Origin of the sequence: Eubacterium sp. AF19-12LB (assembly GCF_003479125.1) — a bacterium.
Classification (GTDB): domain Bacteria; phylum Bacillota; class Clostridia; order Lachnospirales; family Lachnospiraceae; genus Eubacterium_U; species Eubacterium_U album.
In genome coordinates this window covers 20,372-36,124 of the sequence record NZ_QUGP01000002.1, presented here as the reverse complement: position 1 = coordinate 36,124, position 15,753 = coordinate 20,372, and the positions used below count along the sequence as shown (strand labels likewise).

Genomic DNA, 15,753 nt, shown 5'->3' with positions numbered 1-15,753 from the left:
TTATTTTAATTTATTCTTTGATAATTTAAATCATTTTTCACACTAATTTTTACCACTTTTTAATTGCCTGACTTTTTCTAATTTGTTATAGTTATTATTGCAAATTATTTATTATGAATTTTTTAAGGAGACATTCCATGATAGCAATTAATGTGATTAGTAAAAACGAATTTATGAACGCAATTTTTATAAAAGATACATTTGACTATATGTTGGTAAGCGAATTAGAATTAACAACAATCAACACTTTCTCTGTTGACGGGCGTATTAACAAAGATTTTATTAAAAAAAATGAACTTGAAGAACCTGAAGACGATTTCATCTCATGGGGAAGTATCAGACATATATGTTTTGAAATTATCAAAGGGAAAAACGCTCCATTAAAATTTAAAATCACATTAAAACTTCCTAATTCTTATATTGAAAAAATGTTAACTTCTGTTGATACTAACATTGAAGCTTCGCAGGTTTTAGGAATGTACATACATATTAATTATGAAAACAACAAGTTAAATGTTATTACAGGTACCTCCTTAAGTATATTTACAATGGACAAGTCCATTGATAAATTCTGGGATAAACAAATTACTACTTTACTAAATCAGCATTTCGAACTTGAAATCGAATAAATTATAAATTCAATACAATTTTAAAACTCATAAACACATCTTCTTGCACATTTGTTAGCACTCTTTTTTATCGAGTGCTAATTTTCTCTTGACTTTTACATTTGACCTGTCTAAAATATATATCAAGCGTAAAAATTATGGTGAATGCAAATACTTCGGAATTGTGAAAATTGATAAAATAAAAAGAAATAGTATTTGCAAACACTAATAGATTTATATAAAGGAGTGATATATATGGCAGCTACAAAAGGTAGTTTATCTATTAACAGTGAAAATATTTTCCCAATTATAAAGAAATGGTTATACTCTGATCACGATATATTTTTCAGAGAACTTATTTCTAATGGTTGCGATGCAATTACAAAATTAAAAAAATTATCTCTTATCGGAGAGTACGAATTTAAAGATGATGAAGAAAGCGAACTTAAAGTTCAGGTTATAGCTAATGCAAATGACAAAACATTAACATTTATTGATAATGGTATCGGTATGACAGCTGAAGAAATTGATGAATATATCAATCAGATTGCTTTTTCAGGTGCCGAAGCTTTCCTTGAACAGTATAAAGACAAAACTAATGAAGATCAGATTATCGGTCATTTTGGTTTAGGTTTCTATTCTGCTTTTATGGTTGCAGATAGAGTTACTATTGAATCTCTTTCTTATAAAGAAGGTTCTAAGGCAGTAAAATGGGAATGTGAAAACGGACTTGAATTTTCTATGGATGACTGTGACAAGACTGACAGAGGTACAAAAATTACTTTATATTTAAATGATGATAGCTTAGAATTTGCAAATGAGTTCAAAGCACGTGAAATCATTCACAAGTACTGCTCTTTTATGCCTGTTGAAATATTCCTTTCTAACCCAAACGCTGAACCGGAATATGATACAATTCCTGAATCAGAAGTAACTGACAAAGATACAGTAATTGAAACTATTGTTGAAGAAGCTAAAACTGAAGAAAAAGAAAATGAAGATGGAACTAAAGAGGTTGTAGAGGTTTCTCCTGCTACTACTAAAGCTAAAATCCTTAAAAGACCAAAGAGCATTAGTAATCCTGTTCCACTTTGGACAAAGCATCCAAATGAGTGCACTGAAGAAGAATACAGACAGTTCTATCATGAAGTATTTATGGATTATAAGGAACCTTTATTCTGGATTCATTTAAATATGGATTATCCATTTAACTTAAAGGGTATTCTTTATTTTCCTAAGATTAACACTGAATTCGAATCCGTTGAAGGTGTAATCAAATTATATAACAATCAGGTATTCATTGCAGATAATATAAAAGAAGTTATTCCTGAATTTTTAATGGTATTAAAGGGTGTAATTGATTGTCCTGACCTTCCACTTAACGTATCAAGAAGTGCTCTTCAGAATGATGGATTCGTTAAGAAAATTTCTGATTATATTACTAAGAAGGTTGCTGATAAGCTTTCAGGAATGTGCAAAACAGATAAAGAAAATTACGAAAAATACTGGGATGACATTTCACCATTCATTAAATATGGATGCCTTAAAGATGAAAAATTCTGTGAGAAAATGTCTGACTACGTTTTATTTAAAAATATTGACGATAAATTCCTTACATTTAAAGAATGCTTAGAGGAAAATAAAGAAGCTCATGAGAATACAATCTTCTATACAACTGACCCAGTTCAGCAAAGTCAGTACATTAATATGTACAGAAATGAGAATATAGATGTTGTTATTTTAAAGGATGCTATCGACCAACCATTTATAACACAATTAGAGCAAAAAAATGAAAATGTAAAGTTTGTTCGTATTGATGCTGAATTAACAAATACTTTCAAAGAAGAAGTTAATGAAGATGAATTAAAAGAAATGACTGACAAACTAACTGAAACATTTAAAAAATCTTTAAACAGAGATACTCTTGATGTTAAGGTTGAAAAGATGAAAGATTCTTCTATTTCTTCTATGATTACTTTATCAGAAGAAAGCCGTCGTATGCAGGACATGATGAAGATGTACGGAATGGCAGGAATGGATCCTTCAATGTTTGGTGGTGCAGGTGAAACTCTGGTTCTTAATTCAAACAACAACCTTGTTAAATATATCATTGATAATCCTGAGGGAGAAAATACTGATTTAATTTGCAAGCAGTTATACGACCTCGCAATGATTAGTCATACACCTCTTAATCCGGAATCAATGACAGCTTTTATTGAAAGAAGCAACAAGATTCTTGAAATCATAACTAAATAATATTATTTGAGAATATGTATAATTGTTAAATAGTTTACAGTTCACTTCTTCTCTAATAAAAAATGGGCACTTATTTTGTACTGCCATCAAAAGTCAGATAAAAAATTGATGGTGTATCAATTCAAGTGTCCATTTTTATAACTATTCGATACTATCTAATTTATAATATCACAGTTAAACATTTCCTCAATAGCACTATTAAAATGTTTTAAATCATTTGCTTTCTTGATTCGTTTCCAATTCTTTTCATAATTCTCAAATAGTGGTGACATATATCTCCATGCTTCTTTCATCTTAAATAAAAGATTTCTATCACCGCTCATTACTTCTTTATAATCATTATATATAATTTCATTAAATCTATACAATTTTTCTTTAGTGACTCTCTCACCACCTCGTATTTCAGAAAAAATATTTGGATTAGTAATTGCTCCACGACCAATCATTACACTATCTATGTTTGGAAATCGTTTTATAATTTTATTATAATCATCTACGCTATTTACATCACCATTGTAACAAAGTTTATTTTTGCTGTTTTCATAAGCATACTCAAAAACTTCTAAATTAGGAGTGTTATTATAAAAATCTTCTCTCACTCTTGGATGTATAATTAATTCCTTTAAATTATATTTATTATATATTTCGAGTATTTCGTAAAATTCTTCCGGCTCATACATTCCGATTCGCGTCTTTATTGATATTTCCATCCCTGACTCATTTACCATTTTATCAAGCAAAATATCTAAATCTTCAAGATTTTTCAAAAGGCCTGAGCCACGTCCTTTTGATACTACTGTTCCTGACGGACAGCCTGCATTTATATTAACCTCTGTATATCCGTAATCTTTTAATTTACTCATTGCACTAAGTGCCTGATCAGTCTGTTTTGTCATAAGCTGAGGAATCAAAACATTTATTTTATTATTTTGCGGATTTATATCTCTTACTTCTTTATTAGAAAATTTTTTATTCTGACTTGTACCTATAAACGGTGCAAAAAATTTATCCGGTTGTTCAAATACTGCCGCTAAGGCATTTCTATATATGTATCCTGTTATTCCTTCTAATGGCGCTAAATATAATTTCATTTTTCTTCCTTTTATCTCAATGCCAGGACTTTATATGCATAATACACGAAGCTGCTTTAATCCTAACATTAATTTAATTTTTTAATCCACGAACCATTATATTATATTGCAGAATATTTTCAAATAATAATTTCTATATGATTATGTAAATATGTGCACATAAAAAAATCCTTATTATATTGTATCGATTTTGTTTTATTTGTTGTTATATTTTACTTTTATATGTTGTTATATGTTGTTATATTTTTGCTTTATTAAATTTAATCCATTTATAAAATTATGTAATAACTTTCAAAATATAAATTTTAATTAAAATACATTATTATATGCATAGCTTCAAAATATCTACTCTACAAATATATATTTGAAAAACTACTGTTATAATGCTATAATTTTAAAGATGTCTTAGCGCAATATATAACAAAAACGATTCAGAAATTTGTTTATACCAAAAAGATTTTCATCAATTTGTTTATTGTAATATATTTGTAAGATGTAAATACAAAAAAAAGAAATGAGGAATTACATATGAAATTATGGGGAGGCCGTTTCACAAAAGAAACAAATAAATTAGTACATAATTTTAATGCGTCATTATCATTTGACCAGAAATTTTATAAACAGGATATTCAGGGTAGCATTGCCCATGTTACTATGCTTGCAAAGCAGGGTATTATTGAAGAATCAGATAAAGTTGCAATTATTAACGGATTAAATAGCATTTTGACTGATATTGAAAACGGACATTTAGAGTTTACCCCTGAGCATGAAGATATTCACAGCTTTGTTGAGGCTCATCTTATTGAAAGAATTGGTGACCCTGGTAAAAAATTGCACACAGGAAGAAGCCGTAATGACCAGGTTGCTTTAGATATGAAATTATATGTCCGTGATGAAGTAGTTGAACTTGACTCATTATTAAAAACTTTACTTTTGTCTATAATGAAAGTTATGGAAGAAAATACTGAGACTTTTATGCCTGGATTTACTCATTTACAGAAAGCTCAGCCTGTAACATTAGCTCATCACTTTGGAGCATATTTTGAAATGTTTAAAAGAGATCGTAGCAGATTAACAGATATTTATGACCGTATGAATTATTGTCCTTTAGGTGCAGGTGCATTAGCTGGAACAACATATCCTCTTGATCGTGAATATACTGCTTCTTTGCTTAATTTTGATGGTCCGACATTAAATAGTATGGATTCCGTTTCTGACAGAGATTATGTAATTGAATTGATGTCTGCATTATCTACAATTATGATGCATTTAAGCAGATTTTGTGAAGAGATTATCATATGGAATTCTAACGAATACAGATTTGTAAATATTGACGATTCTTATAGTACAGGCTCAAGTATTATGCCTCAGAAGAAGAATCCTGATATTGCTGAATTAATCAGAGGAAAGACAGGACGTGTTTATGGTGCTCTCACTTCTATTCTTACTACAATGAAAGGAATTCCTCTTGCTTACAATAAAGATATGCAGGAAGATAAGGAATTTGCATTTGACGCAATCGACACTACAAAGGGTTGTATTGCATTATTTACAGGAATGATTGATACTATGACATTCAATAAGGATGTTATGGAAAGCAGCGCTAAAAACGGATTTACTAACGCTACAGACGCTGCTGATTATTTAGTAAATCACGGAGTTCCATTTAGAGATGCTCACGGTATTGTTGGACAGCTTGTTTTATTCTGTGAAGGTAAAGGTATTTCTCTTGACGATATGACATTAGATGAATTTAAGGCTATCAGTCCAGTATTTGAAGAAGATATATATGATGCAATCAGTCTTAAGACATGTGTTGATAAGCGTTTAACAATTGGTGCTCCAGGTAAAGAAGCTATGGATAAAGTAATCGCTATTAACAAAGAATATTTAAGCAAATAAAAGAATTTATTTTAATAAAAAACTGAGGTTTGAATCCATCCCATTGGATTAACCTCAGTTTTTTTAGCAATTATATGATACATAAGTTTGTAACTAAGTTTTTTCATAAAAATATAGGCTCTACTATTTATCAAAATAGCTTAATCTACATTGTGTACATTTACATCAAGCTGATTAAATGGAATTGATATACCTGCTTTATCAAACGCTACTCTTATCTGTTCATTCAAATAGAATTTACAATCCCAGTAATATTCTGTAGGAACCCATACTCTGACTTCCATTATAATTGCACTGTCAGCTAGATTTTTAACAACAACTACATTTGATTCATCACGCATTATGTTAGAATAACTGTTCATAACCTTTTCAAGTTCTTTACGTGCAAGCTCTATATTATCATCGTATCCTATACCAACCTCAACATCCACTCTTCTTTTTTCATTCATGGAATAATTCGTTAAAATGCTATTTGACAATGTTCCGTTTGGTAATTTTACAGATTTATTGTCTACTGTTTTTAAAGAAGTATAGAAAATATCAATTTTATAAACTGTTCCTTCTACTCCATTTGATTCTATATAATCTCCTACAGTAAACGGCTTCATAATTAAAATCATAACTCCACCTGCAAAATTTGATAAACTTCCTTCAAATGCAAGACCTATTGCTAAACCTCCGGAAGCAACAATTGCTGCAAATGATGTTGTTTCTATACCTACCTGTCCACAAATTGTAATCGCAAGTATAATATATAAAGTAACTTTTAATACTGAGTGAATAAATTTTGCTACACCTTCATCTGCTGATGATTTAGCAAATATTCTATCTACAAACTTAAGAATAAATTTAATTATAAATTTTCCAATTACAAATATAATTACTGCAATAATTATATCTATACCAAAGGCTACTGCTTTATCTATTAAATCACTACCTATCTGTGATAATTTGCTCACGTCCTTTGATAATTGTTCAATATTGTCTGATACACTTTCTACTTCTTTTTGAGTAGCACTAGCTAACATTAACATATGTTTCCTCCTTCCAATTAATTATAACTATAAACAATAAAAAGTCTTAGACTGTTTATTATCCAAGACTTTTTATAATGTAATGTGATATGCCTTATGGATTGCATACATTAAATGGCATACTCAATCCTTTAATCACATGTGTATTTGCTAAAAATTGATTATTTTACGATACGTACTTTAATTACGCCTTCAATTTTTTCAATTTTTCCAACTAAATTATCAGTAGCTTTGCTATCTAAATCCATAATTGTATAAGCATAATCTCCTCTTGATTTATCAACCATATCTGAAATATTCATACCTTCAGCAGCAACTGCAGATGAAAGCTGACCAATCATGTTTGGAATATTTTTATGACAAATTGTAATTCTTGCAACCTTGTCACATACACCTAAATCACATTTTGGATAATTTACAGAATTAATAATATTTCCGTTTTCAATGAAATCTTTTAATTCTTTAACTGCCATTACAGCACAATTATCTTCTGACTCTTCAGTTGAAGCGCCAAGATGTGGTGTAGCAATAACATTCTTTGCCTTAGCTATCTTAGCATTAGGGAAGTCTGTTACATATCTCTTTACTTTACCTGATTCTAATGCTGCAATCATGTCATCATCACATACAAGTAAATCTCTTGCAAAATTAAGAATTACAACTCCGTCTTTCATCATTGCGATTGTATCTTTATTGATCATTTCTCTTGTATCATCTAATAACGGTGTATGAACAGTGATGAAATCACATTCTTTGTAAATCTCTTCTCTTGTCTTTACATGCTTAACTTCACTTGATAGTCTCCAAGCTCCGTCAACTGAGATAAATGGATCATAACCATATACTTCCATTCCAAGTTCAGTAGCTGCATTTGCAATTAAACTTCCAATTGCACCAAGTCCGATAACTCCAAGCTTTTTGCCCATAATTTCATTGCCGGCAAAATTCTTTTTAGCTTTTTCCATTGTCTTGTTGATGTTTTCGTCTTCCTTATTGTCTTCAACCCATTTGTTTCCGCCAATAATATCTCTTGATGCAAGAAGCATTCCGCATAATACTAATTCCTTAACACCATTTGCATTAGCACCCGGAGTATTAAATACAACAACACCCTTTTCTGCACACTTGTCTAAAGGAATATTGTTAACCCCTGCACCTGCTCTTGCAACTGCTAAAAGATTATCAGATAATTCCATATCATGCATTGCTGCACTTCTTACTAATACTGCATTTGCTTCTTCAAAATTATCTGTAAATTCGTAATTATCTGTAAATTTGCTTGTTCCTACTTTTGAAATAGGATTTAAACAATTAACCTTAACCATTTTTCCTTCTCCTTATTATGCGTTTTCTTTTTCAAATTTTTCCATAAATTCAACTAATGCCTTAACACCTTCAATTGGCATAGCATTGTAAATACTTGCTCTCATACCACCAACTGTTCTATGTCCTTTAAGATTTTCAAGTCCGGCAGCTTTAGCTTCTGCTACAAATTTAGCATCTAAATCAGCATCACCTGTTACAAAAGGTACATTCATAAGTGAACGGTCTTTTGGAACAACTGTACCCTTAAATAATTTGCTATTATCAAGGAAATCATAAAGAATCTTAGCCTTTTCTTCGTTACGTTTCTTCATTGCATCAAGGCCACCCATCTTCTTAATCCATTTAAATACTTTTCCACAAATATAAATTCCATAGCATGGAGGTGTATTGTAAAGTGATCCTGCATCTGCCTGTGTTTTCCACTGAAGCATTGTTGGAACTGTGCTATCAACTTCCTCAGGAATTAAATCTTCTCTAATAATCGCAATAACAACACCTGCCGGTCCAACGTTCTTCTGAACACCACCATAAATTACACCATACTTTGATACATCAACAGGTTCTGATAAGAAACATGAAGATACATCAGCTACTAATGTATGTCCTTTTGTATTTGGTAATTCATGATACTTTGTACCATAAATAGTATTGTTTTCACAAATGTATACATAATCAACATCATCGTCAATATCTAAATCGCTACAATCAGGAATATATGAGAATGTTTTATCTGCTGATGAAGCAACTCTTTGTACTTCAAGATACTTTTCTGCTTCTGCAGCAGCTTTCTTAGCCCACTGTCCTGTTACGATGTAAGCAGCCTTGCCATTCTTCTTTAAGTTCATTGGTACTGCAGCAAACTGCTGTGATGCACCACCCTGAAGGAATAATACTTTATAATTATCAGGAATACCCATTAAATCTCTTATATCCTGTTCTGCCTCATCAATAATCTGCTGGAACATTTTTGAACGATGGCTCATTTCCATTACGCTCATTCCACATCCCTTATAATCTAACATTTCATCTGCTGCTTCTTTTAATACTTCTTCTGGTAATACAGCAGGTCCTGCTGAAAAATTGTATACTCTTGCCATTTCTTTCTATTTCCTCCTAATTTTTATATATACTGTCTCTTAGCAGTCATATCCCTTTGCAGCTAAATCTTCTTCAGAAAAAGCTTCGCTAATTGATGTATTAGCCGGTACCATTGGGAATACCTTATCATCGCTGTCAATCTGACAATCTATTACACAAGGAATATTTAATTCAATTGATTCTTTTAAAGCATTTTTAAATTCATCAATTGTTGTACATTTGTATGCTTTTGCACCCATTCCTTCTGAAATCTTAACAAAATCAACCTGATCATCTAATACCGTATTTGAATAACGTTTACCATAGAATAATGTCTGCCACTGTCTAACCATACCTAATACATGGTTATTAATTACAATCTGAATAATTGGAATATTATAACGTGTTGCTGTAGCAATTTCATTCATATTCATTCTGAAACATCCATCACCTGCAATATTAACACAGATTCTGTCTTTATTTGCCATCTTAGCACCTATGCAGGCGCCAACACCATATCCCATTGTACCAAGACCACCTGATGTAATTAACTGTCTTGTTTCTTTATATTTATAGAACTGTGCAGCCCACATCTGATGCTGTCCAACATCAGTTGTTACAATTGCATCACCATTTGTTATTTCATATAATGCATCAATAATTGACGGACCATTTAATGTTGTTTTGTCTAATGCTAATGGATATTTGTTCTTTAATTCTCCAACTTCATCCATCCATTCTTTATGATTCTGCTTTTCTAACTTTGTGTTTAATCTCTTAAGTATTTCATTTGCATCACCTATAATGCTTGCATCTGTCTTAACATTCTTATTAATTTCAGTTGGATCAATGTCAATATGTATAATTTTTGCATCCGGTGCAAAGCTATTTGGATTACCAACAACTCTATCACTAAATCTTGCACCAATAACAATTAATAAATCGCATCGTGTTACACCAAAGTTAGATGCCTTTGTTCCATGCATACCAATCATACCTGTATAACGTGCATTTGTTCCTTCAATTGCACCTTTACCCATTAAAGTGTCACAAACAGGTGTATCAATTATGTCTGCAAATTTTCTAAATTCATCCTGTGCTCCGGAAGCTACTAATCCACCACCGGCAATAATAAATGGTTTATTTGAACCTTTTATTAATTCTACAACCTGATCAACATCTTCTTCTTTGATTGTATCTGTATATGGTTCAATTGCCTTAGGTGTCTGCTTTGTATATTCAGTTTTATTAGCTGTTACATCCTTTGTAATATCAACTAATACCGGACCCGGTCTTCCTGATTTAGCAATTGTAAATGCTCTTCTAATTGTATCTGCTAAATCTTCAATTTCCTTTACTATAAAATTATGCTTTGTAAATGGCATTGTTGCACCTACAATATCAATTTCCTGGAAAGAATCTTTTCCAAGTCCTGATTTAGCAACATTTGCTGTTATTGCAACAATCGGAATTGAATCCATATATGCTGTAGCAATCCCTGTAACAAGGTTTGTTGCTCCAGGGCCTGATGTTGCCATACAAACACCAACCTTACCTGTTGATCTTGCATAACCGTCTGCCGCATGTGCAGCTCCCTGTTCATGGGATGTTAATATATGTGTAATTTCATCTGAATGTTTATAAAGAGCATCATAAATATTAAGAATTGTTCCACCAGGATAACCAAAAACTGTATCAACACCCTGTTCTTTCAAACATTCAACAACTATTTCTGAACCTGTTAATTGCATATTTTTACCCTCTCTTTTTATTTCTTTATTTCTAAAATTGCGCCTCTGTTTCCTGAAGTTACCATAGATGCATATCTAGCAAGATATCCTGTTGTAACCTTAGGTTCTCTTGGCTGCCATTTTGCTTTTCTTGCTGCCATTTCTTCATCAGAAACGTCAATGTTTAATGTCATTTCAGGAATATTAATCTTTATAATATCTCCTTCTTCAACTAATGCTATAGGACCACCTACGGCTGCTTCCGGTGAAACGTGTCCGATAGATGCACCTCTTGAAGCACCTGAGAAACGTCCGTCTGTAATCAATGCAACAGATGAACCTAATCCCATACCTGCAATGGCAGATGTTGGATTTAACATTTCTCTCATACCAGGGCCACCCTTTGGTCCTTCATATCTAATAACAACAACATCACCAGGAACAATCTTTCCACCTTTAATAGCTGCGATTGCATCTTCTTCACAGTCAAATACTCTTGCAGGTCCTTCATGAACCATCATTTCATCAACAACTGCTGAACGTTTTACAACACCACCATCCGGTGCAAGATTTCCCTTTAATACTGCAAGACCACCTGTCTTACTGTATGGATTATCTAATGGTCTGATAACTTCAGGGTTCTTGTTAACCGCCCCCTTAATATTTTCTCCAACTGTCTTTCCTGTAACTGTCATGCAATCTAAGTTAAGAAGTCCTGCTTCTGCTAACTCATTCATAACTGCATATACACCACCGGCTTCATTCAAATCTTCCATATATGTAGGACCTGCCGGTGCTAAATGACATAAGTTAGGTGTTCTTTCACTTATTGGATTAGCAAATGAAATATCAAAATCAAATCCAATTTCATGAGCGATTGCAGGCAAATGAAGCATACTGTTTGTTGAGCATCCAAGTGCCATATCTACTGTTAATGCGTTTAAGATTGCATCCTTTGTCATAATATCTCTTGGTTTAATATCTTTTTCAAGCAATTCCATAACCTTCATACCGGCATGTTTTGCAAGTTTAATTCTTTCTGAATATACAGCCGGGATTGTTCCGTTTCCTTTAAGTCCCATACCTAATGCTTCAGTTAAACAGTTCATTGAATTTGCTGTATACATACCAGAACATGAACCACATGTAGGACATACATTCTGTTCAAATTCCTTTAATTCATCTAATGTAATATTTCCTGCTGCCTGAGCACCTACTGCCTCAAACATAGATGATAAGCTTCTCTTCTGTCCCTTAACATGACCTGCAAGCATTGGTCCACCTGATACAAATACTGTTGGAACATTAATTCTTGCTGCAGCCATTAATAATCCGGGAACATTCTTATCACAGTTAGGAATCATAACTAATGCATCAAACTGATGAGCTAATGCCATCGCTTCTGTTGAATCAGCAATCAAATCTCTTGTTACAAGAGAATATTTCATTCCTATATGTCCCATTGCAATACCATCACATACTGCGATAGCCGGGAACATAATAGGTGTACCACCCGCCATAGCGACACCCATTTTAACTGCATTTGCTATTTTATCCAGATTCATATGACCTGGTACAATTTCATTGTATGAACATACGATACCAACTAATGGTCTGTTCATTTCTTCTTCAGTAAGCCCCAGAGCATTGAATAATGATCTGTGTGGAGCCTGCTGTAATCCTTTTGTTACTGCATCACTCTTCATAACTGCCTCCTATATATTCTATATTCTTTCACAGATGCAATCGCCCATTTCTTTACATCCAACCATCTGCATCCCATCAGACATAATATCAATTGTACGAATTCCATCTTCTAATACTTTCTGTACTGCATCTTCAACTGCCTTAGCTTCTTCATCTAAATCAAATGAATATCTAAGCATCATAGCAGCTGAAAGAATTGTTGCAATTGGGTTAGCCTTGTTCTGTCCTGCAATATCAGGTGCAGCTCCATGACTTGGTTCATATAATCCAAATTTGCCTTCTGCAAGACTTGCTGATGAAAGCATTCCAATTGAACCTGTTACCATACTTGCCTCATCTGATAAAATATCACCAAACATATTCTCAGTAACAACTACATCAAACTGTGCAGGATCTTTAACTAACTGCATTGCACAGTTATCAACAAGCATATGTGTTAATGTTACTTCCGGATAATCCTTTGCTACTTCTGTAACTACCTTATCCCAAAGTCTTGATGAATCTAAAACATTTGACTTATCAACGCTAATAACGCTCTTGCGTCTCTTCATTGCAATTTCAAATGCTTTAATAGCGATTCTTCTAATTTCGTTTTCGTCATATTTTAAAGTATCAATGGCTGTCATTACGCCATTAACTTCTTCTGTCTTTCTTTCACCAAAATAAAGACCACCTGTTAATTCTCTAACAATTATCATGTCAAATCCGGCATCTGCTACAGATTCTTTTAATGGACATGCACCCTTTAATTCTTTATATAAATAAGCAGGTCTTAAATTTGCAAATAGACCTAAGCCTTTTCTAATTGCAAGCAACCCTGCCTCTGGTCTAAGATGTGGTGGTAAATCATACCAACTATCCTTTCCCACGACACCTCCGACAGCTCCAAGAAGTACTGCATCACTAGCTTTCGCTGTTGCCAATGCTTCATCTGTAAGTGGCACTCCGTGTTTGTCGATTGAAACTCCACCCATATCAACTTCAGTATAACTGAAAGAATGACCAAATTTCTTACCGACAGTGTCGAGAACCTTCTGTGCTTCTGCTACAATTTCGGGTCCAATTCCATCACCTGGAATAACTGCAATATTAAAATCCATTGCTCTGTCCTCTCTTTTTCTTAGTATCTTGTAACGTTTTTAATATGTATAAAGATCCACGTTAACTTTTACATTTTATCGCAAATACGACATTTTTTCAACCATACATATATATCTATTTTCTTGATATATATTAATTATGTTATTTTATTTTCTGCTTATTTTTTTGTTATACACATGGCTTCGCCATTTATAACTACCGCAAATCCGCTTTGCTTCCTTTCGGTGATTATACATTTGCCAAACACTTTCTGATGCTTGAGTTTTGTTATACACATGGCTCCGCCATTTATAACCACCTCAAATCCGCTTTGCTTCTTTTCGGTGATTATACATTCGCCAAACACTTTCTGCTTTTTTTGCAAGCAAAAAGCAGAAAGTGCTTGGCTCATTGTGTATAACAAAAGAGAGAAATTCTTTTCGAACTTCTCTCTAAATCTTAATCTTAATTATTCTGCGTCTGCTTTTTCAACATCAACAATTGCAGTTTTCTGCATTGGGATTCTGCAGTTTTTGTTATTACCAAATTCTACGATAACCATATCGTCCTGAACATCAATAACCATTCCGTAAAATCCACTTGTTGTAAGAATACTGTCTCCAACAGCTACACTTTCTCTAATTTCATCCTGTCTCTTTTCCTGTTTTTTCTGTGGACGAATCATTGCAAAATACATAAATCCAAAGATTACCACACACCAAACAATCATCATAACTGTTCCCATTGCACCACCTGTTGATGATGAAGCTAATAACATATCTGTCATTTTAATCCTCCTAACGCTTGTCGTTTTCTTTAAAGCCTTCTAATTTCTTTGCTTTATATTCACTATAATTTCCTGCTTCTATGGCAGCTCGAATTTCTTCCATCATTGTATTATAAAAATACAAATTATGCAACACACATAATCTCATTCCTAGCATTTCTTTTGCTTTGAGCAAATGTCTGATGTATGCACGGCTATGATGTTTACATGCAGGACACTGACATCCTTCTTCAATTGGTCTGTCATCTGTCTCATATTTTGCATTAAATAAGTTAATCTTGCCCTTATTAGTATACAAATGTCCATGGCGTCCATTTCTTGTAGGATATACACAGTCGAAGAAATCAACACCTCTATCAACTGCTTCTAAAATATTAGCAGGTGTTCCAACTCCCATAAGATAAGTTGGTTTATTCTGTGGTAAATAAGGTACCACTGATTCAAGGATTCTATACATTTCTTCATGACTTTCACCTACTGCAAGTCCACCTACTGCATATCCGTCTAAATCCATTTCAGTTATCGCTTTTGCATGTTCAATACGAATATCATCATATATTCCACCCTGATTAATACCAAACAGCATCTGATTTTTATTAATTGTATCTTCAAGACTATTTAATCTGTTCATTTCATTCTTACATCTCTCAAGCCATCTTGTTGTTCTATTTACAGATGCCTGAATATATTCTCTTGATGCAACACTTGAAGGACATTCATCAAACGCCATAGCAATTGTTGAAGCTAAATTTGACTGAATCTGCATACTTTCTTCAGGTCCCATAAAAATCTTTCTTCCATCTACATGAGACTGAAAATATACGCCCTCTTCTTTTATCTTTCTAAGTCCTGCAAGCGAAAATACCTGAAATCCACCTGAATCCGTAAGAATAGGCTTATCCCAATTCATAAACTTATGAAGACCTCCAAGTTGTTTTACAATGTGGTCTCCCGGTCGTACATGCAAATGATATGTATTTGACAATTCGACCTGAGTCTTTATCTGTTGTAAATCTTCTGTTCCTACTGCTCCCTTAATTGCTGCAGCAGTTCCTACATTCATAAATACCGGTGTCTGGATTGTACCGTGAACTGTTTCGAATTCTCCACGCTTAGCCAAACCATCAGTTTTCAATATTTTATACATAAAATTTT

12 protein-coding genes are annotated in these 15,753 nt (G+C 32.9%); 3 read left to right on the top strand and 9 right to left on the bottom strand.

Annotation, left to right across the window (positions count from 1 at the left end; all coding sequences use genetic code 11):
- Positions 1–137: 137 nt before the first annotated feature.
- A complete protein-coding gene (locus tag DWX29_RS01825) occupies positions 138–629 on the top strand; it encodes a DUF5721 family protein (RefSeq protein ID WP_022087941.1) in 492 nt (163 codons plus the stop codon).
- A 234-nt stretch (positions 630–863) separates the two neighbouring features.
- On the top strand, positions 864–2,864 hold the full coding sequence (htpG, locus tag DWX29_RS01820; protein ID WP_118565043.1) for a molecular chaperone HtpG: 2,001 nt from the start codon (positions 864–866) through the stop codon (positions 2,862–2,864).
- Positions 2,865–3,019: 155 nt separating this feature from the next.
- On the opposite strand, the gene DWX29_RS01815 is transcribed toward htpG, so the two are convergent.
- Positions 3,020–3,955 carry a tRNA-dihydrouridine synthase family protein gene (locus DWX29_RS01815; protein ID WP_118565042.1) on the bottom strand — a complete coding sequence of 312 codons (936 nt, stop codon included), beginning with the start codon at positions 3,953–3,955 and terminating at the stop codon, positions 3,020–3,022.
- A gap of 528 nt (positions 3,956–4,483) precedes the next feature.
- Between DWX29_RS01815 and argH the strand changes: the two genes are divergently transcribed.
- On the top strand, positions 4,484–5,857 hold the full coding sequence (gene argH / locus DWX29_RS01810; protein ID WP_118565041.1) for an argininosuccinate lyase: 1,374 nt from the start codon (positions 4,484–4,486) through the stop codon (positions 5,855–5,857).
- Between the two features lie 140 nt (positions 5,858–5,997).
- Here the strand turns inward: argH and DWX29_RS01805 are convergent, their stop codons facing one another.
- From DWX29_RS01805 to tgt, 8 genes are all read right to left on the bottom strand, one after another.
- Positions 5,998–6,891, bottom strand: a complete 894-nt coding sequence (locus DWX29_RS01805; protein WP_118565040.1) for a mechanosensitive ion channel domain-containing protein — start codon at positions 6,889–6,891, stop codon at positions 5,998–6,000.
- A 161-nt stretch (positions 6,892–7,052) separates the two neighbouring features.
- Positions 7,053–8,216: a phosphoglycerate dehydrogenase gene (locus DWX29_RS01800; RefSeq protein ID WP_117909256.1), complete on the bottom strand. Its 1,164-nt coding sequence runs from the start codon at positions 8,214–8,216 to the stop codon at positions 7,053–7,055.
- A 15-nt stretch (positions 8,217–8,231) separates the two neighbouring features.
- The gene (gene serC / locus DWX29_RS01795; protein ID WP_022087947.1) at positions 8,232–9,314 is read right to left on the bottom strand and encodes a 3-phosphoserine/phosphohydroxythreonine transaminase; all 1,083 of its coding nucleotides are present in this window, start codon (positions 9,312–9,314) and stop codon (positions 8,232–8,234) included.
- Between the two features lie 39 nt (positions 9,315–9,353).
- Positions 9,354–11,045 carry a biosynthetic-type acetolactate synthase large subunit gene (gene ilvB, locus DWX29_RS01790; RefSeq protein WP_022087948.1) on the bottom strand — a complete coding sequence of 564 codons (1,692 nt, stop codon included), beginning with the start codon at positions 11,043–11,045 and terminating at the stop codon, positions 9,354–9,356.
- Positions 11,046–11,062: 17 nt separating this feature from the next.
- On the bottom strand, positions 11,063–12,730 hold the full coding sequence (ilvD, locus tag DWX29_RS01785) for a dihydroxy-acid dehydratase (RefSeq protein ID WP_117909252.1): 1,668 nt from the start codon (positions 12,728–12,730) through the stop codon (positions 11,063–11,065).
- Positions 12,731–12,748: 18 nt separating this feature from the next.
- Positions 12,749–13,831 (bottom strand): 3-isopropylmalate dehydrogenase, encoded by a 1,083-nt coding sequence (gene leuB / locus DWX29_RS01780; protein ID WP_022087950.1) that lies wholly within the window; start codon positions 13,829–13,831, stop codon positions 12,749–12,751.
- Positions 13,832–14,280: 449 nt separating this feature from the next.
- Positions 14,281–14,589: a preprotein translocase subunit YajC gene (yajC, locus tag DWX29_RS01770; protein ID WP_346432181.1), complete on the bottom strand. Its 309-nt coding sequence runs from the start codon at positions 14,587–14,589 to the stop codon at positions 14,281–14,283.
- A 19-nt stretch (positions 14,590–14,608) separates the two neighbouring features.
- Positions 14,609–15,745 (bottom strand): tRNA guanosine(34) transglycosylase Tgt, encoded by a 1,137-nt coding sequence (tgt, locus tag DWX29_RS01765; protein ID WP_022088602.1) that lies wholly within the window; start codon positions 15,743–15,745, stop codon positions 14,609–14,611.
- Positions 15,746–15,753: the final 8 nt, after the last annotated feature.

Bases quoted from the DNA above. Each gene is read 5' to 3' on its own strand.
- DWX29_RS01815 (WP_118565042.1), bottom strand. From the start codon at position 3,955: ATGAAATTATATTTAGCGCCATTAGAAGGAATAACAGGATACATATAT.
- leuB (WP_022087950.1), bottom strand. From the start codon at position 13,831: ATGGATTTTAATATTGCAGTTATTCCAGGTGATGGAATTGGACCCGAA.
- ilvD (WP_117909252.1), bottom strand. From the start codon at position 12,730: ATGAAGAGTGATGCAGTAACAAAAGGATTACAGCAGGCTCCACACAGA.
- DWX29_RS01825 (WP_022087941.1), top strand. From the start codon at position 138: ATGATAGCAATTAATGTGATTAGTAAAAACGAATTTATGAACGCAATT.
- tgt (WP_022088602.1), bottom strand. From the start codon at position 15,745: ATGTATAAAATATTGAAAACTGATGGTTTGGCTAAGCGTGGAGAATTC.
- DWX29_RS01805 (WP_118565040.1), bottom strand. From the start codon at position 6,891: ATGTTAATGTTAGCTAGTGCTACTCAAAAAGAAGTAGAAAGTGTATCA.
- yajC (WP_346432181.1), bottom strand. From the start codon at position 14,589: ATGTTATTAGCTTCATCATCAACAGGTGGTGCAATGGGAACAGTTATG.
- ilvB (WP_022087948.1), bottom strand. From the start codon at position 11,045: ATGCAATTAACAGGTTCAGAAATAGTTGTTGAATGTTTGAAAGAACAG.
- DWX29_RS01800 (WP_117909256.1), bottom strand. From the start codon at position 8,216: ATGGTTAAGGTTAATTGTTTAAATCCTATTTCAAAAGTAGGAACAAGC.
- htpG (WP_118565043.1), top strand. From the start codon at position 864: ATGGCAGCTACAAAAGGTAGTTTATCTATTAACAGTGAAAATATTTTC.
- serC (WP_022087947.1), bottom strand. From the start codon at position 9,314: ATGGCAAGAGTATACAATTTTTCAGCAGGACCTGCTGTATTACCAGAA.
- argH (WP_118565041.1), top strand. From the start codon at position 4,484: ATGAAATTATGGGGAGGCCGTTTCACAAAAGAAACAAATAAATTAGTA.